Genomic DNA, 24,577 nt, shown 5'->3' with positions numbered 1-24,577 from the left:
TCGTGTCCTGTCTGTCTTCAGCGATGGCGCACGATAGGATCAATCGGCGTGCGGGGAAAGCCGACAGCCTCCTCGACGGCCCGCGCGGCCTGCAGCAGCCGCGCCTCGCCGCGTGGCGGGCCGATGAGCTGGATGCCGACCGGCATCGCCGTGTCGGTGAAGCCCACGGGCAGCACGATGGCCGGCAGGCCGGTCGTCGTGGCGAGAAAGGAGAAGCGCAGCCAGTCGACATAATCCGTCACCGGCTCGCCATCCACAAAGGGCGGAAATTCCTCCTCCACCATGCCGGGTTCGAGGCCGGTGACGGGCAGGGCGAGCACGTCATGGCCATGCAGGAACGTGCGCATGGCATGGAAGAGCACGGTGCGCTGGCGCATGGCATCATAGATGCGCTCCACCGTCAGCGCGCGGCCGAACCCGGTATTCTCGCGTAATGTCTGCTTGAAATGCGCCTGGACGGCATCAGGCAGGTAGGCATTGACCGACCCGTAATGGATGCCGCGCAGCGTGACATAGGTCTCGTACAGGCCCGGCAGGTCCGGGCAGGCCTCATCGACGCTTGTGCCGGCCCGCGCGACCTTGTCCATCGCCGCACGCAGCACCTGCCGGATATTCGCCTCCACCGGTGCGAAACCGCCCTGGTCCTCGGCAAAGGCGATGCGCACGGCGCCATCGGCCCGCCGCACGGCCTCCTGGAACGGCTCGCGCGGCGCGTCCAGGGTGGTCGGCATCTCGGGAATGAAGCCGGCCATGGCGTCGAGAAACAGCGCCAGATCGCGCACATCGCGCGCCATGGGCCCGGAAATGCCCTCGATGGAGAAGGCGGTCGCCGCAGGGCCGCCGCCGCACCGCCCCGGTGAGGGCCGCAGGCCGACGACACCGCAATAGCCCGCCGGTGTGCGCAGCGACCCGGCAAGGTCTGACCCCTGCGCCAGCCAGCATTCGCCCGTCGCCAGCGAAACCGCCGCGCCGCCGGACGATCCGCCCGCATTCCTGCGCGTGTCCCACGGATTGCGCGTGTAACCGAAAACGTCGTTGAACGTGTTGCCGCCGGCGCCGAATTCCGGCGTGTTGGTCTTGCCGATGACGATGCCGCCGCGCCGCTCCATCAGTTCGACCAGCGGATCGTTCTCCGTGGGCACGAAATCCTTCAGGGCCATGTTGCCATAGGTCGTGCGAACGCCCGACACCATGGTCAGGTCCTTGATCGTGATCGGCAGGCCGGCAAGCCAGCCCGGCTCATGGCCGCGTGCCTTTCGATCCGCATCCAGCCGCGCCACGGCCGCGCGCGCGCGGTCCTCGCAAACGGTCACGGTGGCGTTGACGGCCGGTTCCACCTCCACGATGCGCATCGTGGCCGCATCCAGCAGGTCGTCCGGTGAAAGTTCGCCCTTCTTGAGCATTTCGACCGCTTCGCGGGCCGGAAGTGCGCACAGGTCGGGGCCCGTGTATTCGGTTTCGGGTATCGTCATTTTTGCCTAATCCAGGTGCAGGAGCACAGTCTGCGACCTTCGTAGTACGGCGACGCCCCGTTTACAATGTATGGTAGTCCCTTGGCTTACTGATATATGAACCGAGCTTGCAGCATTTCAGCCCGCCGGCCCGCCGGCCGGCAGTGCATCCTGGCCCTTCAGTCCTCCGGAGACGCGGCGCGAATGGCCTCCAGCATGACATGCGCCGACGCCGCGCCAGGGTCGACATGGCCGATGGAGCGTGCGCCGAGTTTGGCGGAGCGGCCGCGCCGGCTTTCCAGCGTGGCGGTATGGTCGCGTCCGCGCCGGGCGCCGTTGACGGCCGCTTCGAGGCAGGCGGCAAGACCCTGGCCGGAAGCCAGTGCGGTGGCTGCGGCTTCGGCCGCCGGTGCCCAGGCGTCGATCATCGTCTTGTCGCCGGGCTTCGCGCCGCCGCGCCCGGCAATCCCGGTATGCATGCCTTTGATCCACGCCACCATGGCCGCCGCATCCAGGTTGAGCCGGTCGGACACCGCCGCGCCCGCACTGCGCAAGGCGCTGGCATAGAGCGGGCCGGAGGAAGCGCCGACCGCATCGAGAAAGGCCTTCGCCATCCGGTCGCAGGTCTCGGATATCGTTTCGTCGTCAGGCGACGTTTCCAGCGCCTTTCGCACGGCCGTCCAGCCGATATCCATCGTCACTCCATGGTCGCCGTCGCCGATCACCCCATCGAGTTCGGACAGCCAGTCACGGTTGCGGGCAATCGCCTGGCCGGCAGCCTGCATCATGGCCCGAAACTGGACCGGCGTTACGGGGCCGCCGGTCTTCAGGTCGGCACGTTCCAAGGTTGCTGTCTCCCGAACGGCATTCGTGTGGCGGCGCGTTCGGGTTGCGGCGGCTGCGGGCAGGGTGGTACCCACCGTCAGCGCCGGCGTGCGGCATGGCGTATCGAGCAGCAATGCCAGATCATCGTCCAGTTTGATCAGCGTGACAGAAGCGCCCGCCATTTCCAGCGAGGTGGCATATTCGCCAACCCAGGAATGATGGATGGCCACACCGCGCGCCGCCAGGATCTGCGCCACCCGCCGGTGGATGATATAGAGTTCCAACTGTCCGGTGGCGCCGAGACCGTTGACCAGCACCGCCACCCGGTCGCCGGCCTTCAGGTCCATGTCGGCCAGGATCGGCGCCATCAGTTCGCCGGTAACGGCATCGGCGGGTTCCAGCTTGCCCCGGCGGATACCCGGCTCGCCATGCAGGCCCATGCCGATTTCCATCTCGTCAGGCCCGATCTCGAAATTCGGCTTCAGCGTCTGCGGCATCGAGCAGGCCGTCAGCGCAACGCCCATGGAACGCGTATTTGCATTGGCATGGCGCGCTGCCGCTTCGCAGGCGTCGAGGTCTCGGCCAAGCTCGGCCGCCGCGCCGGCGATCTTGAAGACGAAGAAGTCGCCGGCAATGCCGCGCCGTTCTCCTGCCCGGTCCGCGGGCGCGGAAGCCACGTCGTCCGTCACCTGGACGGATCGCACCGCAATGCCGGCGGCCTCGCATTCCTCCGCCGCCATGTCGAAATTCATCACGTCGCCGGTATAGTTGCCATAGAGGAACAGGATCCCGGCGCCGCCATCGACCGCGCGTGCCGCATCCATGATCTGCTCCGGGCTTGGTGAGGCAAAGACATTGCCCACGGCCGCGGCATCGGCAAGTCCGCGCCCGACATAGCCGGCAAATGCCGGCTCGTGCCCCGATCCGCCGCCGATGACGATGCCCACCTTGCCGTCGCGGGGGGCGTCCACCGCCACCACGGCCCGGCCGGTCGGTCCTTCCACGGTCAGCATGCCGGGATGCGCCAGCACCATGCCCTCGATCGCCTCGGCGATCAGATCCTCGGGTGCATTGATGAGTTTCTTGGTGCGGATCTCGCTCATGGTTTTCTCCTCAGCGGCCGGCCAGGAACGTCCTTGCTGCCGCGACCGTCTGGTCGAGCCATGGCGTCTCCTGTGCCCGCGCGGCAGCCGCATCGCCGTTCATCGGCAGCCAGTGTTCGAGAATGACGGACATGTCCGCCGGGCAATGGGCAAGCTGGTCGAGAATCCACCCGATGGGCGCGCGCCCCTGTCCCAGCGGCACGCCGTGAATCTGGAAGCCGACGCCATAAGTGTCCGGCGTGATGACATAGTCCTTCAGGTGCAGGTTGATCGCGTGAGGCGCCAGCAGCCGCACGGTTTCTTCCGGCCATTCGCCGGCACAGATGGAGTTGGCGACATCGAGGCAGACGCCGAGCGTGTCGTCGCCGGCGGTTTCCAGCAGGTCCACCAGGCGCGGCGACGGATAGTTGAAATGGTTCTCGATGGCGATGCGGATGCCTGCCGCGCGCGCCTTCGCAAGAAGTGGTTTCAGGCGCTCCGCAAGCTCTGGCACCGGAATGCGCGCATCGCCCGCGTCCAGCGCCACGCGCAGAATTTTCGCACCCAGCCTTTCGCCGATCTCCAGATAGAGCGAAACCTCCTCGTCCTTGAAGCTCTGCGTCCCCAGTTCCAGTGCGATGCCGTTCGCCGCCGCCGTTTCGCGCAGGCGATGCTGGTCGCCCTCGCCGAGCCGGTCGAGCGGCATGTTGTCGGCGTATTGCACCACGTCGAGGCCATAGCCCGCCGCAGCCTCCAATAGCTCGAAGGGCGTCATCGGCCGGTCGGGAACCTGATCCTTGATGCCGATCGACCAGCGATAGGCGTAGCTGCCCAGTCCAAGCCTCATCATGTCCTCCCGGTCGGCGTCCTGGCTACTGTGCTGGCATCGGACGCGGTGATCGCTGGCGCAAGGGATAGGCAAACGCAGCCATGGTCGATATTAAGATTTTCTACAAACCTTTGCACATTTGCCCATTGGAGCGGCGGCTTAACCCCTGCTACCTCTTGGCACGGGAGGAGACGGCATGGACAAGACGGCAATCATCGGCCTTGGCGCCATGGGGCTCGGCATGGCCGGCAATATCCTGCAGGCCGGCATTGCGTTGACAGGCTATGACATCGCCCCGGCGGCCCGCGAGCGCTTCGCCGCCCTTGGCGGCGATCCGTCCGAAACGGCGGCAGGGGCGGCAAGCGGCGCCGGCCTGCTCCTCGTCATGGTGGTCAATGCGGATCAGGCCCGCACGGTTCTTTTCGACAGCGGCGCGGCGCATGCGCTGGCGCCATCGGCAACCGTCGTGCTTTCCTCCACGATCGCCCCCTCCGACGCCCGTGACATCGCCGCCAGACTGAACGCCCTTGGCCATCACATGCTCGATGCCCCGGTTTCGGGCGGGCAGGTGGGGGCGCGGGCCGGAACCCTGACCGTCATGGCCTCGGGGCCTGATGAAGCCTTCGCGCGCGCCGGATCCTTGCTGGCGGCTGTCGCGAACACGGTTCACCGGCTTGGCGGAGAAGCCGGTATCGGCTCCACCTACAAGGTCGTGCATCAGCTTGCCGCCGGAGTTCATCTCGTGGCCGCGGCCGAATACATGGCGCTCGGCGCCAGGGCCGGCTGCGATCCGCGCAAGCTGCACGAGATCGTCTCGTCCTCCGCGGGGCAAAGCTGGATGGCTGACGACCGCGTGCCGCGCATGATGGAGGATGAGCCGTCCGTCACGTCCACCGTCGACATCTTCGTCAAGGATCTGGGACTGGTGATGCAGGCGGGCCGTGACGTTTCCGCGCCCCTGCCGTTGGCCGCCGCCGCGCACCAGATGCTGCTGGCCGCATCCGGTCTTGGCCACGGAAAGCAGGACGACAGCGCCGTGGTGAAGGCCTATGAGGCATTGACCGGAAAGCCGGTCAGCAAGGCCTGAGGCACGTCCGCCGTTTCCTTGCGGAACTGGCAGCCGAATTCCCCCAGCATGCGCCGCGCCTCCGTCTCGTGCGCCGCGCTTTGGAGGCTGAGCCAGTCGGCGAAGCGGTTGACGATGCGCCGGGTGAAGTGGCGCGGCGGGCAAACCATCCAGTAGGCCGGAAAATCGATGACCGGAATATCCGGGCAGAACGGCACCAGTTCGCCGCGGCTGAGTTCCGGCAGGCACAGCGTCACGCTGTCGAGCGCCAGTCCGCCCCCTTGCTTGGCCAGTTCGATGGACATGGAGGAGCGGTCGAAGCGCAGCGGATAGTTGAGATCGGGAACCGCGATGTCGTTCTGCGCCAGCCACAGGTCCCAGCGCAGAAGCGACTTGACGCTGTCGATCAGCCGGGCGGCCCGGATCTGTTCGGCCGGATCGGGCGAGACCGCCTTCAGTTCGGCCAGATAGCCGGGGCTGCACAGCGGCAGCACGAGATCGTTCAGCACGCTGCGTTCGGCAAGGCCCGCCCAGCCGCCCATGCCATAGCGCAAGTCGAAATCGACGGCCTCCGTCTCGAAGGCCGAGAAATCCGGCGTTGCGTCGATACGGATGTTCCAGTCCGGATTGGCCGTCAGGAACCCGTTGATGCGCGGGCCCAGCCACCGCACGCCGAAACTGGGGCTGACGCGGATGATGAGGTTGCGCACCTCGCGCTGGCGGGCAATCGAGCTGCGCGCATTGCGGATCGCGGCGAAGGCCTGTGTCGTGGTCTGGAACAGCCGGTCCCCGTCCAGCGTCAGGATGAGCTTGCGCTTTTCCCGCCGGAACAGGCGCACGCCGAACTGGCTTTCGAGGTTGCGGATCTGTTGCGACACCGCCGATGGCGAGACGCCCAGTTCCTGGGCGGCCTTGGTCACCGACCCCAGCCGGGCGACCGCCTCGAAATATTCAGTCGCCTTGATGTTGATGTCGCGCATGGCCGGGCTGCCGGGTTTTCACCGAGAAAGATCTGCATGGTGATACCCGTTGCGGCCGCGTTCGGGAAGGGCGGCTGGCCGGTCCTACAGCGAAACGCTCTGCCCGCGTCCCTGTGCGATGGCCCGGTTGACGACGAATTGTGCGGCGGCCAGATCCTGCGCCGCGATGCCGAGCGAGCGGTAGGCCGTGATCTCGTCGGACGACGCGCGCCCTGGCGCCTTGCCGGCCAGCACATTGCCGATTTCCGCCCGGATCGCATCGGCGGAAAACCGGCCTGCGGCGATCATGTCCACGATCTCGCCGGCCTGAGCCAGTGTCGAGGGCAGGTAGTCGACCCAGATCGAGGCCCGTTCGACGAAGCGGTCGTCCACCTCGCGCATGCTGGGAATGGAAGATCCCACGACGTTGACATGGCAGCCCGGAGCCAGCCAGTCGCCCTTGAGAACCGGCACCGGCGAGGCGGTGACCGTGCAGACGAGATCGGCATCGCGCACGGCAGCCTCGATGTCGGTTGTCGAGGAAAAGGTCAGGCCCGCATGGCGTGAGGCCGCCCGCTCGCAGAAGGCCGCTGCCTTGTCCGCCGAACGGCCTGCAACGGTGACGCGGCGGATGGGCCGCACCTCGGCCATGGCAGCGAGATGGTGTTCGGCCTGCTCGCCATAACCGACAATGGCCAGCGTCTCGCAATTCGGGCGGGCCAGTGCCCGCGTCGCCACGCCGCTTGCTGCCGCCGTGCGCACCGCGGTCAGAAGGCTGGCATCCATCATGGCGGTCGCCTCTCCCGTTTCCGCCTCGAACAGCACCATGGCGCCGCGATGGGAAGACAGGCCCCTGGCCGGATTGCCGGGAAACAGGCTGACGAGCTTGATGCCATAGCAGCCCGCTTCGGCAAGTGCTCCCGGCATGATGCCCATCCGGTTCGCCCCGCCCACGGGAATGACGCTGCGCAGCGGCAATTCCGCCTTGCCGGCCGAAACCTGCGGCATCACGCCCGCGATCACCGCGATGGCGTCCTTCATGGAAAGCAGGGCTTCCACATCCGAATGGCTCAACACGATCATGCCGTTCGCTCCTTGCCTTCGCCCCAGGCGGGGCCGGTCTGTTCCAGGTTCATCATCGTCGCCAGCATGGAGGTGTAGTGGTCCGGCCGCACGACATAGGGGAAATGGCCGCCATGCAGGAAGCGATAGGCGGTGCCGGGTTGCAGCCGTTCGCGCACCGCCACGCGCATGTCCGGCGGGATCAGCGGGTCGTCATCGGCCTCGACAGTGAAGATGCGGTTCGGCGCCAGCGGCACCGGCGGCAGCTCCGGCGCGGTCTTCAGCGCGTTCAGCCGTGCGCGCAACTCGCCTTCCAGGATGCGCCCGCCGGCCTCCTGCAACAGCAGCGCGACCAGGTCGCCCTGGTCCGGATGGGTGTCGCGCCAGACATTCAGCCCGTTGCCGAACCCGGCGCGCAGATCGTCGATGGGCGCGGCCATCAGGTCGAGCGCATAGGGCATGCGCCCGGCAAGGCCTGCCACGGAATGCAGCGTGTTGGCCGCGATGAGCCGCTCCACGCGCTCGGGCCATGTCCCCGCCATGAACTGCGCCAGATAGCCACCCAGCGAACTGCCGAGCACGCTGGCTTGCGCGATGCCAAGCCGGTCGAGGAGCGCGAACAGGTCGTCCGCCCAGTCCGCGATGCCGCCACGGTCGGGATAGGAGACGGCAACGATGCGCAGCCGGTCCGAAAGCGCCTCGATCTGTTGCCAGAAAATGTCACCGCGCCCCAGCGTGCCAGGGATGAGCAGCAGGCAGGGGCCGCTGCCGATGTCGCGAAAACCCCAGTCGCGGCCGTCGAACACGGCGCGCTGTTCGGGATGGGCAAGCGCGAAGGCGTCGCGCGCGGCAATCAGGGCATTGGTCATGACAGCGGATCCGGCACTGCGGGCCAGTAGTCGCGTGCCCGCTTGCGATAGGGAATGTTGGCATAGTCCGGCGTGATCGCGCCGGGCGTGGCGACAGGAATGACGCGCGCGGCGATCGGGTTGAAGCCTGCCTGGTAATGGTTGGAGGACTTCACGCAGACATAGCGGCGCTTCGACAGGTCGATGCCCAGTTGCTCGAAGGCTTCCGGGTGGAAGGTCTGGCCGCGCACGTCATTGATGACGATGTCGATGCCGTTCGCCTCGATCCAGACCGCTTCGCCCATCGGCGCGGGCAAGGTGCCGAAGCGCTGTGTCAGGCCGGAGGCGCATTTGCGCACCGTGACGGTCAGGTCGAGCGGATCGCCCGACATCGGCCCGCACTTGCCGCCGAGCCTGAGCGGCAGGGTCGCGCCTTCGCCGGCTTCCCGGCAGATGCGCACCGCCACCGGGTCCCAGTAGAGCCCGGTTGCAACCGAGGTCATGCCGCGTTCGATCATGGCGCGCAGCAGAAACGTGGCGTCCGACGGCGCGCCACCGCCGGCATTGTCGGACACGTCGGCCAGCACCACCGGGCCGCTTGGCTCGGCTTCAGCCATGTCCAGCGCCCGGTCGATATCGGCCATGTCGGGCAGCAACTGGTGGCGGATCGCGTAAAGCGAGCGGCCAAGCTCTTCAGCGACCTGCGCCGCGCCGGCCTCGTCTCCGTCCATGATGGCGAAGGTCCGTGTGCCGGTGCGCGGATGATCCCCCCAGGGAAAGCCATGCGCGATGGAAAGCGACAGGATGCCGTCCTTGCCCTCGCGCGCGGCCATGGCGTCGACGAAGTCGCGCATCGGCCCGGAGGGCGTCGGCATGGCAAGGATCATGCGGCAATCGAAATCGCGCATGACCGGCCGGATTTTGCCGGCGGCGGTGTCGGCGGCCAGACGGAACAGGTCTTCGGCCCGTTCGGGAATGTCGATATGCGGATATTCCTTGAAGGCGACCAGAAGCGTTGCCTGTGTCAGCATGGTTTCGGTCAGATGGCAATGCGGATCGAGCAGGCCGCCGATCACCGCGTCCGGCGCGGCCGCGCGGCAATGGGCGATCAGGTCACCCTCGCAATCGTCGTACCCGTCGGCGATCATCGCGCCATGCAGTGCCAGCAGCACGATGTCCGCCCCGCCGCAGCGCTTCAGGTCGGCCACGATCTCGTCGCGGAAGTCCTCGTAGACCTTGCGTACGGTCGGACCGGCAGGCTGGGCATGGGCCGACAGGGATTCCACCACGTCCCAGCCGCGCGCTTCTGCCGCCGCGCGCCAGATGTGCAGCGGCGCGGTGAAATATTCCTTCGGATGGGCTGTCGCGTCGCCATGGCGGATGCCCGCTTCGTCAAAGCTCAGAGTGCCGGTGGGCAGCGGTGAAAACGAATTCGTCTCGGTGCTCAGGCCGGCGATGAAGACCTTCATTTTGCTTGTTCCCTCCCGGTCGGAACGCCGCCCGCCGCCTGCTGGCCGGCAAGGCCGGCAGCCGACAGGGCCAATAGGTGAATGATGATGATGGCAAAGGCGACCGGCACGGCTGCCGTGAACCAGATCATGGAAATGTCGAGCATTTCGCCCTGCCGTCCGAGGCTTCGGCCCAGAAAGCCGCGCGCCATGTTCATGCCCGGCGCGAAGACGGAAAACCATAGAACCGGTGCGGCGAACAGCACCACGCCGGCAGCGCGCAACAGGGCAAGTGCGGCGCCTGTGCGCCCGCCAATGGCGAGCATGGCGGGAAACAGCACCGGGTTGGCGCCGGCGCGAAAGGCGCAGGAGGCGCCCAGCATGCCGGCCCACACCATGGCGCGGCGCGCCAGTTCCTCCGTCCAGATGGGCGGCGAGGCGAAGATGTAGCGCGCCACGGTCTGCCACAGCGCTGCGCCCAGCATCACGAAGAGCGCGGCCACGGCCAGCACCATGGCCACGCGGTCGATCCCGGCCGAAAGGCGGCCGAGACCGGTTGCAAGGCGGTTCATCGCCGTCATTCGCCCTTGGCCTTGCGCCATTCGGCGAGTTGCTCGGGCGTGATGAGGCCGCTGTCATAGGTGGCTTCGGAGGCCTTGCGGAATTCCGCGCGCGCCGCGTCCGAGAGGTTGACCACCGACACACCGGCCGCCTTCAGCTTGTCGATGACGCCGGACTGCGTGCCGAGCCAGTCGCGATTGGCCTTGTCGGCGGCGGCGATGGCATCGTCCACCGTCTTGCGGTCGGCGTCCGAAAGCCCCTCGTACCACTGTTCGGAAATGATCGCGATGCGCAGCGACGGCGCCACGGCAGCGTCGGTGAAATGCTTGATGAAGTCGGTATGGCCGAACAGCAGCGGCACGAAGGCCGGGTTCATGTAACCGTCGGCGACGCCCGTCTGCAGCGCATTTGGCACTTCCGCCCAGCTCACGATCGTGCCCGATGCACCCCAGCTCTTGTAGAGCTCGATCTGGCTCTCATCCAGCGCGCGCATCCGTAGGCCTTCCATGTCGGCCAGCGAATTCACGTCGCGCTTGGTATTGAAGATGCCGGTGGCCGGACCCACGGTGGTCACCGCACCGACGCGCACGCCGCCCGGCGTCGTGCCCTCGTTGATGCGCGCCAGCATGCCGCCATCGTAAAGCGCGCGGTCGACCTCTTCCATGTCGGCGAAGAAATAGGGCAGGCGCAGCCCGAAGATCAGCTTGTCCAGCGATCCGACGATGTTGAGCGGCGCCATCGCCACCTCGACAAGGCCCTGGCTGACCTGATCGAAGACCTCCGCATCGCTGCCCAGCGCGCCGCGCTGGAATTCCTCGGCCTTCATGCCGTTGGCATTGAGGTGCTCGCTGAAGGTATGGGCCCAGACATAGCTGCCCGATCCTTCCAGATCCGGCGGGCTGTCGAGCGAAACCTTGACCTGTGCTGTTGCCGCGGTCGCCATGGCGAGTGCGGCCCCGAATGCAGCCATAAAAGCAAATCGTTTCATTGCGCGTCTCCCTGTTTTCCTTGCTTGAACCAATGCGTTGGCATGCGGGTCATCCTCCACCCGCAAGTCCGAATGCGCGCGGCAGCGCCAGGCTGATCTGCGGAAAGGTGACCAGCAGCGCCAGCACGAAAACCTCCACCAGCACGAACGGCATCACCGCGCGCGCCAGGCGCCAGTAGTTCACCCCTGTCACCGTGGTCACCATCAGCAGGCAGCCGCCAAGCGGTGGCGAGACCAGCCCGATGCACAGGTTGAAGCAGAGCACGATGCCAAGGTGAACGGGATCGGCGCCCTGCGCAAGCGCGGTCGGCGCCAGCAATGGCACCAGCAGCGCCAGCGCTACGGGTATGTCCAGGAACATGCCGGCGACGAGGAACAGCACGTTCAGCACGATCATGTAGCCGACCGGACCCAGGCCCATGGCATCGACCGTGGCAGAGATCGCTTCCGGCACACGTTCCAGCGCGCTGAGATGCCCGAGCGCGGAAACGGCGGCGATCAGCAGGAAGATCGCGCCCGACAGCATGGCTGTGCGCCGGAACGCCTGCCAGACCGCATCCAGCCCCATGCGTTCATAGTGATAGCCGCCAGCCCAGGCCACCGCGACGGCCACGGCGGCCGCTTCTGTCGGTGTCATCAGGCCGAACACGATGCCGCCCAGGATGATGGCGGGCACCAGCAGCGCGGGCAGGGCGTGGAGAAGGGCGGGCAGGAAGGGCGGTACATCGCCGGCTTCAAGGCGGGGGTGACGATGAATGCGGGCATAGATGGCATTGGCGGCCATCAGCGAGGCAGCAAGCAGCAATCCGGGCACGATGCCGGCGATGAACAGGGCCGTGACGGACGTGCTCATCAGCGCGCCGTAGAAGATCAGGATGATCGACGGCGGAATGATCGGCCCGATGATCGAGGACGCCGCGGTGATGGCGCTGGCATATTCCAGGTCGTAGCCGCGTTCGCGCATGGCCGGCACCAGCGTGTTGGAAACGGCCGCGGAATCGGCCACAGCAGAGCCCGAAATGCCGGCGAAGAACACGCTGGTCATGATGTTGACATGGCCGAGCCCGCCGCGCAGCCGCCCGACCATGGCCATGGCGAGGTCGATGAGAACCCGTGTGATGCCGCCCCTGTTCATCAGTTCGCCGGCCAGGATGAACAGCGGCATCGCCATCAGCGCGAAGACATCGATCTTGGAGAAGATCTGCTGCGGCAGGATGGCGAGATAACGGGTGTTGTCGGTGGCGATGAAGGCCAGGACCGCGGCCGCGCCGATGACATAGGCAATCGCGAGGCCGGAGGCGAGCAGGACGATCCCGGCGGCCAGCACGAGCCAGATCATCGCCGCAATCCCGCACGCGCCGGGCTGAGCGCTTCGGCGCTGACGCCCTCGGCGGCAATGTCGGCCGGAATCTCCTGCCCGAGCACCAACGCGGCGGCGGTCCGCGCGGCGGCCGGCGCGCTCTGGATGCCATAGCCGCCCTGTCCGGCCAGCCAGAAGAAGCCCTTGGCGTCAGGTGCGTAGCCGATCACCGGGCACTTGTCCGCCACGAAGGAGCGCAGGCCCGCCCATTTGTGCGCGATACGGCGAACCGAGACGTCGAAGGCCCGCTCGATCCGGTCCACGCAGATCGCCACGTCAAGCTCTTCGGGCTGCGCATCGCAAGGTGGGGAGGGCGTTTCGTCGGCCGGCGAAATCAGCAGCAGGCCGGCATCCGGCTTGATGTAGAATTCCTCCTCCGCGTCCACGACCATGGGCCATGTCTGCGGCTTGTCGGGCTCGAAGCCCGCAGGCGGATCGATCAGAACCGCCGTGCGGCGCTTCGGCATCAGCCCGACGGGCGCGACGCCGGCCATGGCGGCGATCTCGTCGGCCCAGGCGCCGGATGCGTTGACCACCGTGTCCGCGAAAAAACGCTCGCCGCCGGCCTCGACACTCCAGCCGCCACCCTCGCGCGCGATGGCCGTGACGCAGGCATGCGTGCGCAGCGTGCCGCCTTGCGCCTGGAAGGTCTTGAGATAGTGCTGGTGCAGCTGATCGACATCGATATCGGCGGCGCTTTCATCCATCAGCGCCGCGGCCAGGTAGTCGCGGCGGATCAGCGGCATCATGGCAAGCGCTGTCTGCGTATCCAGTGGCCGCACCGCCGCGCCCAGTTCGTCCTGAAGGTCCGTCAGCGCGTCCGCCTGTCCTTCGTGGCCGGCAAAGATGACGCCGCGCGTCTTCAGCAGCGGTTGCTGTATGAACGGACTGCCGGGATCGCGGAAGAAGGCGTGCGAGGCGCGCGACAGGGCGCGGATGACCGGCGGCCCGTAGGCAATGGTGAACAGCGCGGCCGACCGCCCTGTCGTGTGATAGCCGGGTCTTTCCTCGCGCTCCAGAAGAAGCACCCGCGCATGGCCGGCAAGCCCGGCTGCCACCGATGCCCCGGCAATGCCCGCACCGATGACGATGATGTCGTGGCCGTCCGTCGTCTGCGCCATGAAACCTCTCCCTGGGCAAGAACGCTAGCACTGATTTTCCGATTGGAAAAGCGAATTTTCTGAAAGGAAAAACGATTTGCCGCGGACGGGAGGGCGGATTAGGATCGCACTCCTTTTCCGGGAGCGTGCCATGGACAACAACGAGAAACCGGACAGCCAGCGGATCGCTTTCGGTCAGCAAATCCGCAGGCTCAGACGGGAAAAGGGCTGGACGCTTGCAACGGTGGCCGAGCGGTCGGGCCTTGCTGTGTCGACCATTTCAAAGGCCGAACGCGGCGTCATCGCGCTGACTTATGACAGGCTGGCGCAATTGGCGCAGGGGCTGGAGGCAGACATGGCGGCCTTCTTCACCGCCGAGGGCAGCCGGTTCGAGCCGGGCGGCTTCGCCGTGGCCAGGAAGGGCGAGTTCAGCCGCCAGGAAACCGCGAACTATGTCTACGAGATGCTGTTTCCGGAACTGTGGCAGAAGGCGATGACGCCGATGATGGGCACGCTGAAAGCCCATGACATCAAGGATTTCGAGGAATTCGTCCGCCATCCGGGCCAGGAGTTCCTGCTGGTGCTGGAAGGCGTCGTCACCGTGCATCTGGAAGGGCGCGATCCGGTTGTCCTCAGCGAGGGCGATTCCATCTATTTCGACAGCGCACGCGGCCACCTCTATGCATCGGACGAGGACCGCGACGCGCGTATCCTTGTCGTCTGCGTGGCGTCCTGACGGCAGCCGGGATCAGGCGAGACCGGCGTCGAGGGCCGCCAGGTGCCGGTCGAGAATGCCATCGACATCGATATCCTCGGGCATCACGCCGAACATGTGCCCGCCCGCACCGCCCAGGCGCGTCGCGCAGAAGGCCCGCGCCACCGGCGCCGGGGCGAAGCGGACCAGGAGCGCGCCCTGCAGCACCAGCGCCAGGCGCTCCACCAGCAGCCTGCCGGCGCCCTCGCCAAGCGGGCCGTCGAGCATGGTCTTCACGCCTTGAACCGCCATGTCGAGATCGTCGTCGCGCCCGAGCCCCGGCTCGATCTCGGAGAAAAGCGCGGCAAGGGCCTCGGGCTCCTTGCGAAGCGTGCGCAACACGTCCAGCACGATGACATTGCCCGAGCCCTCCCATATCGCGTTGAGCGGGGATTCGCGGAACAGGCGCGGCATGGGCGTTTCCTCCACATAGCCGGCGCCGCCATGGCACTCCATGCATTCGAAGACGAAGTTCGGATTGCGCTTGGTCAGCCAGTATTTGGCCAGCGCGACCGCTATGCGGGCAAAGGCCTTCGATCGCGGATCCGAACCGCCGAACATGCGCGCCACCCGCGCACCCAGCACCGCCGCCGCCTCGTATTCGACCGCCAGATCGGCGATCACGGCGCGCATGAGCGGCTGATCGATCAGCGTCTTCTGGAAGGCGCGCCGTCCGCGCACATGGTGGAGCGCCTGCAGGAAGCCCATGCGCATGATGCCGACGGTTCCGGCCACCGTGCCAAGCCGCGTATGGTGAACCATGTCGATGATGACGTTGACGCCGCGACCCTGTTCACCCAGCAGGATGGCGAAGGCATCGTGGTATTCGATCTCGCTCGACGCATTGGACTTGTTGCCGAGCTTGTCCTTGAGGCGCATCACGTGAATGCCGTTTCGCCGCCCGTCAGGGGTGATGCGCGGCACCAGGAAACAGGACAGGCCGGCCTCTGTATAGGCCAGCGTCAGGAACCCGTCCGACATCGGTGCCGAGCAGAACCACTTGTGCCCGACGAGCCGGTAGTGACCGGCCCCGGCATCGATGGGGAAGGCGCGTGTGGTGTTCGCGCGCACGTCGCTGCCGCCCTGTTTTTCGGTCATTGCCATGCCCATGGTGATGCCGGCCTTGGCGCCGATGGGCTTGATGTCCGGATCGTATCGTCCGCCGAGAATGCGCTCCAGCCACGGCCGCGCGGCCTCCCCCTGCTGCCTGAGCGAGGCAACCACCGCATAGGTCATGTTGATCGGGCACATGGTGCCCGCCTCGGCCTGGGTGAACAGCGCCAGCAGGCCGAAATGGCCGACATGGGATGACGGATCCTCCACGGTCCAGGCCACGTCATGGATATTGTGCTCCATGGCCAGCGCCATGAGGTGGTGGTACGAGGGGTGAAAGCGCACCTCGTCGAGCCGCCGGCCGTAGCGGTCGAACGAGACGAGTTCCGGCCCGTGGCGGTTGGCCAGTTCCCCCCATTCCAGGACCTTTTCCGATCCCGCTTCAGCGCCGAGGCGCGCCATGCGCTCATCCAGCCATGATCCGGCTTCCCGCCGGATGGCATCGCGCATGGCCGGATCGTTCAGATACAGGTTCCTGCCGTAATATTCTGACGGCTGGTTGGCGACCTCATGGGTGGCGAGCTCGATTGCTGGTGCGAATTTGGGCATGCCTTCCTCCCCGGCAGGACTGTCAGGCTTGTGTCGCTTCCTTTGACGTAACCGTCAATCCCGAAATCGTCAACGCGCCAGCAGGCGAGCGGCCTGAACGCGTCTGGCGCGCTTCGGAAATCGCAATCGCATGCGGAGTGGGGCGCGCGCGCACGGTCAGTTTTCGCCTGTTCCGGGCTGTAAAAAATTAAACATTAGAAAAATACCTTTAACCGTCGGGAAAAAGTGGACGGGAACAAGCGATGCGAAACATCTTCAATGGAGGCGCGCGCGATGCGCAGGCAGTGCTTTCCGCACTGGACCGTTCCCTCGCTGTCGTCGAGTTCGACATGCAAGGCAACATCCTGCGCGCGAACCGGCAATTCTGCGCGGCCACCGGATATGCCGTCAGCGAACTGGTGGGCCGTCACCATTCGATGTTCGTGGACGAAACGACGGCAGCCGGCAGCGGGTACCGTGAATTCTGGAACAAGCTGCAGCAGGGCGAGTTCCTTTCCGGCGATTTCGCCCGCATCGCGAAAGGCGGGCGGCTGCTCTGGCTTCATGCCACCTACAACCCGGTGCGCGGGCGCAAGGGCATTTGTGAAAAGGTGGTGAAATTCGCCACCGACATCACCGCCGAAAAGCAGCAGGCGGCGGAAGCCGACAGCAAGCTGGCGGCCATTTCGCGCGCGCAGGCCGTCATCGAGTTCGATCCTTCGGGCCGGATTCTGACCGCAAACGACAATTTCTGCGCCACGATGGACTACGAGCTTGGTGAGATCGTTGGCCGTCATCATTCCATGTTTGTCGATCCCGATCATGCCAGAAGCGCCGATTACCGCACGTTCTGGGAGCGCCTGTCGTCGGGTGAGTTCATCGCCAGCGATTTCCGGCGCACCGCGAAGGGCGGGCGGACGGTCTGGCTGAAGGCGAGCTACAACCCCATTTTCGACGCCGCCGGCAAGGTCGTGAAGGTGCTCAAGATCGCCACCGACCTGTCCGCCACCATGGCCGACGTCGCTGTGCTGGGCAAGGGATTGAACGGCCTTGCCGATGGCCGTCTCGACCAGCAGATCACCGAACCGTTCGCGCCCGCGCTGGAATCGCTGCGCACCGATTTCAACGCCTCGCTTGCCCGGATGAAGGATGCCATGGCCACCGTCCGGCGCAATGCATCGGCCATCGATGGCGCTTCGGGCGAGATCGGCGCTGCCGCCGACGACATGGCGCGCCGCACCGAGCAGCAGGCCGCTGCCGTGGAACAGACCGCCGCATCCATCGAGGAAGTGACCGTTTCGGTGAAGGAGACGGCAACCCGGTCGCAGCAGGCCGGAGCCCTTGTCTCGCGCACCCATGGCCGGGCCCGCGAATCGGGCGAGACGGTGAAGAATGCCATCGCCTCCATGGCACAGATCGAGGAATCGGCGCGAAAGATCAACAACATCATCGGGATGATCGACGAGATCGCGTTCCAGACGAACCTGCTTGCACTCAATGCCGGCATCGAGGCGGCCCGGGCGGGAGAGGCGGGCAGGGGCTTTGCCGTCGTCGCCCAGGAAGTGCGCGAACTGGCGCAGCGCTGCGCCACGGCGGCCAATGACGTCAAGGAACTGATCTCCGATTCCGAACGCCACGTGCAGACAGGATCCCGCCTCGTCGGCGAGACAGGCAGGGAACTGGAGGCCATCGGCGCCGATGTCAGCGAGATCACCGGCAATGTCTCGGCCATCGTCGAGGCCGTAACGGCACAGGCCGCCAGCCTTCAGGACATCAACAGGGCGATTTCCGAGATCGACCGCAACACGCAACAGAATGCGGCCATGGTCGAGCAGTCGACAGCGGCAAGCCACAGCCTGGCGCATGAGGCCGCCGCCCTGGCCCGCTTGCTGGACCGTTTCCATGTCGGTGAACCGGAGCGCAAGGCCACGGCCGAAACGCCTGCGGATGCCCCTGCACAGCGTCCCCGCATGCGGCTGGTCGAGGGCAATGCCGCGCTGGCGGCAGACACGTGGGAAGAGTTTTGAACAGGGGCCGGTAACCGGCCGGCCTTGAAAGGAGAGCGACGCGCCCATGTCGGAACAGATGCAGAAGGTGGCCGGCGGCCCCACGCGCATATTGGTCGTGGATGACGTGGAGGAAAACCGCGACCTGCTATCGCGGCTGCTGGCCCGTCGCGGCTATGGCGTCGAGGTGGCAGGCGATGGAGCGGCCGCGCTTCGGCGTCTGGAGGCCGGCGACGTCAATATTGTGATCATGGACTGGATGATGCCCGGAATGTCGGGCATCGAGGCGCTGCGGCGCATCCGCCTGCGCCGGTCGCAAACAGACCTGCCGGTGATCGTCGCCACGGCAAGGGCGGCTTCCGACGACATGGTCGAGGCCTTCGCGGCAGGCGCCAACGATTACATCACCAAACCGATGGATTTCGCTGTCGCGCTGGCTCGCATCCGGGTTCAGGAATCGCGCCAATGGGCCATGCGCCGGCTCTCCGACTCCAACAGGCTGCTTCGCCAGGCCAACGAAAAGCTGGTTTGCGAGATCCGCGAGCGCCGCCAGGCCGAGGAAAGGGCACTGTTCATGGCCAGCCATGACGCGCTCACCGGGCTGGAAAACCGCAGCCGGTTCTTCGCGGGGCTGGAACAGGCGCTGGCGGCGGAAAGCGGCCATGTGGAGGTGTTCTTCATTGATCTGGACGGTTTCAAGCTCATCAATGACCGTCATGGCCATCTGGTCGGCGACGAGATCCTGAAAACCGTTGCACGGCGCCTTGAAAATGCCGTCGGCAGCGATGGATCCCTTGCCCGCTTTGGCGGCGATGAATTCGTCGTGCTGCGCCGGCACGGCAGGGCGCCTGGCGATGGCGAGGCCTTCGCCGAGCGCATTCGTGCAGCCGTTGCCGCGCCGATCGGGCTTGACCGCGTGCGGCTGCGCGTCGACGTGAGCATCGGACATGCCGGCGCACCGGCTGGCGGCCTGACCGCCGACGAACTTGTGCACCATGCCGATACCCGCATGTATTGCCAGAAGGCCGTGTCGAAAGCGGATTCCGGCCAGCGGCAAGGGCGCATCGACATGGGCGAGGGCAGGAAGCGCGCGTCCTGACCTGGCCTTCGGCTGTCGCCTACGTCAAAGCGCGGTCCGGGCGGGCGGATTGCTGACGCCGGAATGCCTGCCGGAAGGCAACAAGGTTTGCCACGGTTCGATAGGCTCCGATCAGAAAGCCCTTGATCGCGCGCAATCGCAAGCGGTTCCGGGACTTGCGCCGTCCCTGCTCCAGCAGGCTGCCGCCCAGCGCTTCGCCATTGTCCGTCACCGGGTTTCCGGGAACGGACCAGACATCGAGCCCCAGTTCCCAATACAGCCTGATGTCCTCGTCCACGGCCCGGAAGACCTTGCGCCGCGCGAGCAGACGCTGCGCACCGTCCCGTGACACCAGGTAGCCGACCGTTCCGGCCCTTGGCCGCTTCCATTTCATCAGCGTCAGGCCACCCACATGCCGGGAGAGGCCGTAGTCATCCGGTCGGCTGCGCGGGTAGTCGAACAGCTTGACCAGATTGCGCCCCTGCGACAGCAGCAGGCCGGCGGAATGCAGGGCCTTGCGCACGGTTTCCGGATCGCGAAGCAGGAAATCGTCTTCCAGCACCAGGGCCTGTTCCCATGGCCCGTTCAGCAGGACCTCCCAGCACCGCCGGTGCGAGGTGTAACAAGCGACCTCCGTGGGCGTCAGCGGATGTTTGGACCACATTCTGGCCCGGCTCGAATCGAGCAGTCGGGTCGCGGCATCGTCCCCGGCCACCGCGCCCTGAACGAACAGACCCGTCCAGTCGCCCAGGTGCTCGTCGAGCTGCCGCCGCGCCGCCGTCAGGCGTTCCCTCGGGGACAGGGCGCATGTCATCACGAGGATGACCGTCGCCGATGAACCGGCGTCAGGACGCATGATGGACGACCTCGACGCCCGGCAGGCCGATCGGCGTGAGACCGAGATCGCGCGCCAAGGTTCCGAATCCCTCGGTCTCAACAAGATCGCGGTACGGAATCTCGGGAAAGTCCAGGTCAGCGCGGTGGACGTCGCCATGAACGAGAAGCGCCGTGCCGCCGACGCTGTCCAGCGGTACCCTTTCCAGATAGCGCAGGTCGTGCAGATGGCGGCGTGGGGGATATTGCAGCGGCGGCTGGAAGAGGCCGTGGCGGATGTAGCTGTAATATTCGGCCCGGCTGGGCTTGCGGATATAGAGAAAGGCGTTCAGGTCATAGCTCGCGCCGCCGGGTTTCAGCACGCAATCCGGCGTGACGATCTTGGCCCTTGCCGCCAGCAGCCTTTGCAGCAGGTCGCGGGGCAGGCCGATGACATCGGCATCGATCCACAGGAACCAGTCGGCATCCAGCCCGGCCGCTGCCCGCAGCAGGTCGTTTCGCGCCATGGCTATGCCCGAACGGCGCGCCAGTTGGGCCCGCGTGTCCCAGCGCTGCGAGCGCGAGAGGCGCGGCCCGTTCCGCTCGACCCGGACAGAGGATATGCTGGCGAATGTTTCCCCGTGCCGCGCAATGATTTCGGCGATCACCTCCGGCGTGCGGTCCTCGCTGTCGCCCTCGCCATAAACGACGTGCAGACGGTCCTTTGGATAGTCGAGAGCCAGAAGCTGCTCCACGCCGTTTTCCAGAAACGCCTCGCCATTGCGCACGGGAATGAGGACCGCGATGGAGGGGTGCTTTTCTTCCGGCGGCAGGGGGCGGGTCAAGAGGCCGGTATCGATCTGCCTGCGCGCATCCGCAAGGGTCAGCCGCTTGCTGCGCGATAGCACTTCGTGACGGAACCTCTTCCATTGCGCCCGCCGCCGCTTCAGCCATGGCATTCTCACATTGTCGATCCAGCTCCCCTGCCAGAGATGCTCCGAGCAGGTCAGGTGGCCATAGGGACCCCATCGCGCATCGCCCGTGTGCCCGCCGAGCGAGGTGAGGCCGGAGAAGAGATGCGAGGAGTTCAGTGCCAGACTGTCCCGGTCCTGCCACTGCGAAACGGCGGCGGTCAGGATACAAGGCCCGGTTGTATCGAGGACATCGGCATCGCGGCGAGGATACATGAGCACAACATGATTCAAGACCGATTCCCAGAACGGGTGGCCCGGCGGCGAGGCCATGGTGCCGTTGAAGAACAAGGTGTCCAGGCCGCGCACACGGCCATGGTGCTGATGCTCTCCGGGTTCCTCGCAAAGGATGACCCGCTCGTCGCCGGCAAGGGGCTCCACCGTGGCCAGGCAACGCGTGTCGATGTCGGCATAGAGCCCGCCGATCCGGTACAGGATGCAGTAGCGGGCAAGGTCGGCCCGTTGCACGGGGAGAGAGTAACCGTCAAACAGATCAATGAGATGCGGGAATTCCTCCGCCATGAAGGCGCGCAGGTCCTCATCTGTCCAGAAGCGGTATTCCCAGTCCGGATTGAGGCGCTTCCAGCTTTCCGGATCCCCTTTCTCGGGCGCAACGGTTCTGCTACGCCATGTCTGGTGAATGATGCGGGGAACGCCGCCGGTACGCTCAAATGTCATTTCTGCAAGTCTGTATTCTCGAAAACGATGGACGCCAGTCCGGTGCTGAAATCCGCAATGCCACAAATTTGAGTAATTTATCAACCTTGGATTTTAGCGCCTGCTTCAGTTTTCGGCCCGTTGCGCGAAAAGGACGCCGGCGGACTTGTGCCCCGACCGTCGCGGAACTGGAACCGGCGCAGGTCGCGATGCTGCTGGAAACGATCCGCCGGCAGCGGCCGGTCTGCGTGTTGTTCGAAGGTGTCGGTCTTCTTCAGGCTGTCGAGGCGGTACGGGCTGAATTTCCCGGCCTGCGTCTGATTGTCGATTTTCACAATGTCGAGAGCCGCCTGCTGGCGGATGTTCTGCGCGCGCGCCTTCCCCGCCCGCTGCGTCCGCTGACGCCTCTTGTCTGGGCGAGGCGGCTTGCCGCGGCCCGGCAGGCCGACCGCCGCATCGCCCGTCTGGCCGGCGAAATCTGGACCTGCTCCACCCGCGACCACGACCATGCGCGCGCTCTGGGAATCGAAGTGCCGGTCAGCGTCATAGCCAATCCCGTGCCGCAATGGTGTTTGGAAACGCCCGGCAAGCCCCTGGCGCCGGCACAGGATATCCTCTTTGTCGGGCACTTGCGCTACCCGCCGAACAGGCGTGCTGTGCTGGAACTTTGCCAGTCCATCATGCCGCGCCTGCAGCAACGCCTGCCCGGCGCCCGGTTGCATGTGTGCGGCCGCAGCCCGAAGGCGAAGCTGAAGCGGTTGGTGGAGAGCCGTGGCCATCGCCTGACCGAGAATCCGCCCGAATTGCGCCCGGTCTACGAGACCGCGCAGGTGGCGGCCATGCCGTTGCGCGAGGGCGGCGGCACGCGCATCAAGGTGCTGGAGGCCCTGGCCGTGGGATGTCCTGTCGTTGCCACGGGCAAGGCGGTCGAGGGCCTCGGGTTGGAAGATGGCGTCCATTTTCTCAAAGCCGATGACGCGCGGGAATTCGCCGTCGCGCTGGAAGCGGTGATGACGACGCCGGCCCTTGCCCGGCGTCTGGCGGAAGCGGGCCGTCACCTTGTCGAGCGGCAATTCGGCCCTGCAACCCGCCGCGCGGCAATCAGCGCCGCGCTCGGTCCGAAATGGCATGAGGCTGCCGGCGCCCCATAGGCGAGCCGCGCCAGCTCCGTTTCGCCATCGGGCGAAGCAGCCGATCGCTCGTCGCATTGAGCCGCTCACACGCTTCTTGCATGAAGTTGGGATGAAATGCGTACAGCATGCATCGCTTGGCGGAAATGATTGCCGTTTTGCATGCCTTTTGTGCCGCATGTGCGCTATCAGTGAATGAGTGCTGCCGCACGCCGGCTGTCCGCAAACCGTTGGCCGCTGCGGGCGTGGAACGGTTCGCGTCAGGCGGGCATTGGCAATCTGCCCGGCAATGAAACAGCAGAAGGCTTGAAGCGCATGTCCGGTGAAAAGCAATATACCTACAAGGCAATTGCCCGGTCGCTCCTCGATCATGGCGCCGATACGCTTTTCGGCCTGATGGGCGATGCAAACCTGTTCATGGTGGACCACTATGTCCGCCACGGCGGCGGAACGTTCATTCCCGCCGCATTCGAAGGCAGTTCCGTGCTCATGGCGCTGGCCTGGTCGCACGTGTCCGGCAAGGTGGGCGTTGCCACCGTCACCCACGGTCCCGGCCTGACCAATTGCGTCACGGCGCTGACCGAGGGCGTGCGCGGCCATGTGCCGATGGTCCTGCTGGCCGGCGATACGCCGGTGGAAATGCCGCAGCATCTGCAAAGCATCGACCAGCGCGAACTGGTGAAGGTCACGGGCGCCGGATTTGAGCAGATGCGAACGCCGCAAACGGTCGCCTATGACATCGCCAACGCCTTCTATCGCGCCCGGGTCGAGAAGCGGCCGATCGTGCTGAACATGCCGGCGGATTTCATGTGGCAGGAGGCAGGCTATGAAAAGATGGTCTTCAAGACCTTCGACACGCCCGCCCATGTGCCGGAGGGCCATGCACTGGACGAGGCCATCGGCATGATCGCCTCGGCGAAGCGGCCGATCATCCTGGCCGGCGGCGGCGCCGTGGGCGCGCGCGACAAGCTGGTCCGCCTTGCCGACCGGATGGAGGCGCCGCTTGCCACCACGCTGAAGGCCAAGGGCCTGTTCAACGGACATCCCTACAACATGGACATTTTCGGCACGCTCAGCACACCGGCGGCCTACGACGCCATTGCCGATGCCGATTGCGTGATCGCCTTTGGCGCCAGCCTGCACTACTTCACCACCGACAAGGGCGCCCTGATGAAGGGCAAGCGCGTGATCGTGGTCAATGAGAACCCGGCCGATATCGGTCGCAATTTTCATCCCGATGCGGCCCTGACCGCCGACGCCGGCCTGACGGCCGATAACATCGTCTACTGGCTCGACGAGGCCGAGATCCCGGCCACCGGCTTTACCGGCGAACTGGACATGGAAGCCCTGACCTGCCACCCGAAGGGCGATGCCGACAAGGCACGGGCGGGCACGGTCAACTATGTCCATGCGCTGGATCGCCTCGAGGAGGCGCTTCCCCGCGACAGGATTCTCGCCACCGACGGCGGCCGTTTCATGACCGAGGTCTGGTGCCGCGTGTCGGTGCCCGATCCGGCGAGCCTTCTGGTAACCGCGAATTTCGGCTCGATCGGGCTTGGCCTGCCCGAAGCCATCGGCGCCGCCATTGCCGCGCCGCAAAAGCCGGTCGTGCTGTTCACGGGCGATGGCGGCTTCATGATGGGCGGGATCAACGAGTTCAACACGGCCGTGCGCCTGAAGCAGGATCTGATCGTCATCGTCTGCAACGATTCCGCCTATGGCGCGGAGCACATCCAGTTTCTCGATCGCAGCATGGATCCGAGCCTGGCGCAGTTCGACTGGCCATCCTTTGCCGACGTGGCGACGGCGCTGGGTGGCCAGGGCATCGCCGTGCGTTCCGCCCGGGACCTGGAAACGGCCATTGACGCCATCGGCAAGCGCGACCGGCCGCTGCTCATCGAACTGAGCCTCGATCCCAATGACGTACCGCGCATGCGGCTGTGAGGCA

General features: G+C 65.9%; 20 protein-coding genes. 6 read left to right on the top strand and 14 right to left on the bottom strand.

The window, feature by feature from the left end:
* Window positions 1-17 precede the first annotated feature (17 nt).
* From R3D65_RS01275 to R3D65_RS01265, 3 genes are all read right to left on the bottom strand, one after another.
* A complete protein-coding gene (locus tag R3D65_RS01275) occupies window positions 18-1,472 on the bottom strand; it encodes an amidase (protein WP_371273418.1) in 1,455 nt (484 codons plus the stop codon).
* Window positions 1,473-1,630: 158 nt separating this feature from the next.
* Window positions 1,631-3,379: a dihydroxyacetone kinase subunit DhaL gene (gene dhaL, locus R3D65_RS01270; RefSeq protein WP_371273417.1), complete on the bottom strand. Its 1,749-nt coding sequence runs from the start codon at window positions 3,377-3,379 to the stop codon at window positions 1,631-1,633.
* Window positions 3,380-3,389: 10 nt separating this feature from the next.
* Window positions 3,390-4,208 (bottom strand): sugar phosphate isomerase/epimerase family protein, encoded by an 819-nt coding sequence (locus R3D65_RS01265; RefSeq protein WP_371273416.1) that lies wholly within the window; start codon window positions 4,206-4,208, stop codon window positions 3,390-3,392.
* Window positions 4,209-4,383: 175 nt separating this feature from the next.
* On the opposite strand from R3D65_RS01265, the gene R3D65_RS01260 reads away from it, so the two are divergent.
* A complete protein-coding gene (locus R3D65_RS01260) occupies window positions 4,384-5,274 on the top strand; it encodes an NAD(P)-dependent oxidoreductase (RefSeq protein ID WP_371273415.1) in 891 nt (296 codons plus the stop codon).
* Here the strand turns inward: R3D65_RS01260 and R3D65_RS01255 are convergent.
* The 8 genes from R3D65_RS01255 to R3D65_RS01220 form a co-directional block, all read right to left on the bottom strand.
* Window positions 5,235-6,233, bottom strand: coding sequence for a LysR family transcriptional regulator (locus tag R3D65_RS01255; protein ID WP_371273414.1), 999 nt, complete (start codon window positions 6,231-6,233; stop codon window positions 5,235-5,237). The two genes, R3D65_RS01260 and R3D65_RS01255, sit on opposite strands and share 40 nt — an antisense overlap.
* Before the next feature lie 84 nt (window positions 6,234-6,317).
* On the bottom strand, window positions 6,318-7,295 hold the full coding sequence (locus tag R3D65_RS01250) for an ornithine cyclodeaminase family protein (protein ID WP_371273413.1): 978 nt from the start codon (window positions 7,293-7,295) through the stop codon (window positions 6,318-6,320).
* Window positions 7,292-8,143 (bottom strand): alpha/beta fold hydrolase, encoded by an 852-nt coding sequence (locus tag R3D65_RS01245; protein ID WP_371273412.1) that lies wholly within the window; start codon window positions 8,141-8,143, stop codon window positions 7,292-7,294. Before R3D65_RS01245 ends, R3D65_RS01250 begins: the two co-directional genes overlap by 4 nt.
* Window positions 8,140-9,591, bottom strand: coding sequence for a M81 family metallopeptidase (locus R3D65_RS01240; protein WP_371273411.1), 1,452 nt, complete (start codon window positions 9,589-9,591; stop codon window positions 8,140-8,142). The genes R3D65_RS01245 and R3D65_RS01240 overlap by 4 nt, the downstream gene beginning before the upstream one ends.
* A complete protein-coding gene (locus R3D65_RS01235) occupies window positions 9,588-10,151 on the bottom strand; it encodes a TRAP transporter small permease (RefSeq protein ID WP_371273410.1) in 564 nt (187 codons plus the stop codon). Before R3D65_RS01235 ends, R3D65_RS01240 begins: the two co-directional genes overlap by 4 nt.
* Complete coding sequence (locus R3D65_RS01230) at window positions 10,148-11,119, bottom strand: TRAP transporter substrate-binding protein (protein ID WP_371273409.1); 972 nt, start codon at window positions 11,117-11,119, stop codon at window positions 10,148-10,150. The genes R3D65_RS01235 and R3D65_RS01230 overlap by 4 nt, the downstream gene beginning before the upstream one ends.
* 49 nt (window positions 11,120-11,168) lie before the next feature.
* Window positions 11,169-12,458, bottom strand: a complete 1,290-nt coding sequence (locus R3D65_RS01225) for a TRAP transporter large permease (protein ID WP_371273408.1) — start codon at window positions 12,456-12,458, stop codon at window positions 11,169-11,171.
* A complete protein-coding gene (locus tag R3D65_RS01220; RefSeq protein WP_371273407.1) occupies window positions 12,455-13,600 on the bottom strand; it encodes an NAD(P)/FAD-dependent oxidoreductase in 1,146 nt (381 codons plus the stop codon). Before R3D65_RS01220 ends, R3D65_RS01225 begins: the two co-directional genes overlap by 4 nt.
* 130 nt (window positions 13,601-13,730) lie before the next feature.
* Between R3D65_RS01220 and R3D65_RS01215 the strand changes: the two genes are divergently transcribed.
* On the top strand, window positions 13,731-14,315 hold the full coding sequence (locus R3D65_RS01215) for a helix-turn-helix domain-containing protein (RefSeq protein ID WP_371273406.1): 585 nt from the start codon (window positions 13,731-13,733) through the stop codon (window positions 14,313-14,315).
* A gap of 12 nt (window positions 14,316-14,327) precedes the next feature.
* Here R3D65_RS01215 and R3D65_RS01210 read toward each other — a convergent pair whose 3' ends face one another.
* Entirely contained in the window at window positions 14,328-15,995 is a 1,668-nt protein-coding gene (locus R3D65_RS01210) for an acyl-CoA dehydrogenase family protein (protein ID WP_371273405.1), read from the bottom strand.
* Window positions 15,996-16,237: 242 nt separating this feature from the next.
* Here R3D65_RS01210 and R3D65_RS01205 point away from each other — a divergent pair, with 242 nt between their 5' ends.
* A complete protein-coding gene (locus R3D65_RS01205; RefSeq protein ID WP_371273404.1) occupies window positions 16,238-18,001 on the top strand; it encodes a methyl-accepting chemotaxis protein in 1,764 nt (587 codons plus the stop codon).
* A gap of 46 nt (window positions 18,002-18,047) precedes the next feature.
* Window positions 18,048-19,079 (top strand): diguanylate cyclase domain-containing protein, encoded by a 1,032-nt coding sequence (locus R3D65_RS01200; RefSeq protein ID WP_371273403.1) that lies wholly within the window; start codon window positions 18,048-18,050, stop codon window positions 19,077-19,079.
* Window positions 19,080-19,098: 19 nt separating this feature from the next.
* Here R3D65_RS01200 and R3D65_RS01195 read toward each other — a convergent pair whose 3' ends face one another.
* On the bottom strand, window positions 19,099-19,914 hold the full coding sequence (locus R3D65_RS01195; RefSeq protein WP_371273402.1) for a glycosyltransferase family 25 protein: 816 nt from the start codon (window positions 19,912-19,914) through the stop codon (window positions 19,099-19,101).
* Entirely contained in the window at window positions 19,904-21,520 is a 1,617-nt protein-coding gene (locus tag R3D65_RS01190; protein WP_371273401.1) for a glycosyltransferase, read from the bottom strand. The genes R3D65_RS01195 and R3D65_RS01190 overlap by 11 nt, the downstream gene beginning before the upstream one ends.
* Before the next feature lie 188 nt (window positions 21,521-21,708).
* On the opposite strand from R3D65_RS01190, the gene R3D65_RS01185 reads away from it, so the two are divergent.
* Both R3D65_RS01185 and R3D65_RS01180 read left to right on the top strand, forming a co-directional pair.
* Entirely contained in the window at window positions 21,709-22,650 is a 942-nt protein-coding gene (locus tag R3D65_RS01185) for a glycosyltransferase family 4 protein (protein WP_371273400.1), read from the top strand.
* A gap of 294 nt (window positions 22,651-22,944) precedes the next feature.
* Window positions 22,945-24,573: a thiamine pyrophosphate-binding protein gene (locus R3D65_RS01180; protein ID WP_371273399.1), complete on the top strand. Its 1,629-nt coding sequence runs from the start codon at window positions 22,945-22,947 to the stop codon at window positions 24,571-24,573.
* The last annotated feature ends 4 nt before the right edge of the window (window positions 24,574-24,577 follow it).

It is taken from the genome of Zhengella sp. (assembly GCF_041397485.1).
GTDB lineage: Bacteria > Pseudomonadota > Alphaproteobacteria > Rhizobiales > Rhizobiaceae > Zhengella.
This window is presented reverse-complemented; position numbering and strand designations above follow the sequence as displayed.

Coding starts and splice junctions, on each gene's coding strand:
- R3D65_RS01275 (WP_371273418.1), bottom strand. CDS start 1,472: ATGACGATACCCGAAACCGAATACACGGGCCCCGACCTGTGCGCACTT.
- dhaL (WP_371273417.1), bottom strand. CDS start 3,379: ATGAGCGAGATCCGCACCAAGAAACTCATCAATGCACCCGAGGATCTG.
- R3D65_RS01265 (WP_371273416.1), bottom strand. CDS start 4,208: ATGATGAGGCTTGGACTGGGCAGCTACGCCTATCGCTGGTCGATCGGC.
- R3D65_RS01260 (WP_371273415.1), top strand. CDS start 4,384: ATGGACAAGACGGCAATCATCGGCCTTGGCGCCATGGGGCTCGGCATG.
- R3D65_RS01255 (WP_371273414.1), bottom strand. CDS start 6,233: ATGCGCGACATCAACATCAAGGCGACTGAATATTTCGAGGCGGTCGCC.
- R3D65_RS01250 (WP_371273413.1), bottom strand. CDS start 7,295: ATGATCGTGTTGAGCCATTCGGATGTGGAAGCCCTGCTTTCCATGAAG.
- R3D65_RS01245 (WP_371273412.1), bottom strand. CDS start 8,143: ATGACCAATGCCCTGATTGCCGCGCGCGACGCCTTCGCGCTTGCCCAT.
- R3D65_RS01240 (WP_371273411.1), bottom strand. CDS start 9,591: ATGAAGGTCTTCATCGCCGGCCTGAGCACCGAGACGAATTCGTTTTCA.
- R3D65_RS01235 (WP_371273410.1), bottom strand. CDS start 10,151: ATGACGGCGATGAACCGCCTTGCAACCGGTCTCGGCCGCCTTTCGGCC.
- R3D65_RS01230 (WP_371273409.1), bottom strand. CDS start 11,119: ATGAAACGATTTGCTTTTATGGCTGCATTCGGGGCCGCACTCGCCATG.
- R3D65_RS01225 (WP_371273408.1), bottom strand. CDS start 12,458: ATGATCTGGCTCGTGCTGGCCGCCGGGATCGTCCTGCTCGCCTCCGGC.
- R3D65_RS01220 (WP_371273407.1), bottom strand. CDS start 13,600: ATGGCGCAGACGACGGACGGCCACGACATCATCGTCATCGGTGCGGGC.
- R3D65_RS01215 (WP_371273406.1), top strand. CDS start 13,731: ATGGACAACAACGAGAAACCGGACAGCCAGCGGATCGCTTTCGGTCAG.
- R3D65_RS01210 (WP_371273405.1), bottom strand. CDS start 15,995: ATGCCCAAATTCGCACCAGCAATCGAGCTCGCCACCCATGAGGTCGCC.
- R3D65_RS01205 (WP_371273404.1), top strand. CDS start 16,238: ATGCGAAACATCTTCAATGGAGGCGCGCGCGATGCGCAGGCAGTGCTT.
- R3D65_RS01200 (WP_371273403.1), top strand. CDS start 18,048: ATGTCGGAACAGATGCAGAAGGTGGCCGGCGGCCCCACGCGCATATTG.
- R3D65_RS01195 (WP_371273402.1), bottom strand. CDS start 19,914: ATGCGTCCTGACGCCGGTTCATCGGCGACGGTCATCCTCGTGATGACA.
- R3D65_RS01190 (WP_371273401.1), bottom strand. CDS start 21,520: ATGACATTTGAGCGTACCGGCGGCGTTCCCCGCATCATTCACCAGACA.
- R3D65_RS01185 (WP_371273400.1), top strand. CDS start 21,709: ATGCTGCTGGAAACGATCCGCCGGCAGCGGCCGGTCTGCGTGTTGTTC.
- R3D65_RS01180 (WP_371273399.1), top strand. CDS start 22,945: ATGTCCGGTGAAAAGCAATATACCTACAAGGCAATTGCCCGGTCGCTC.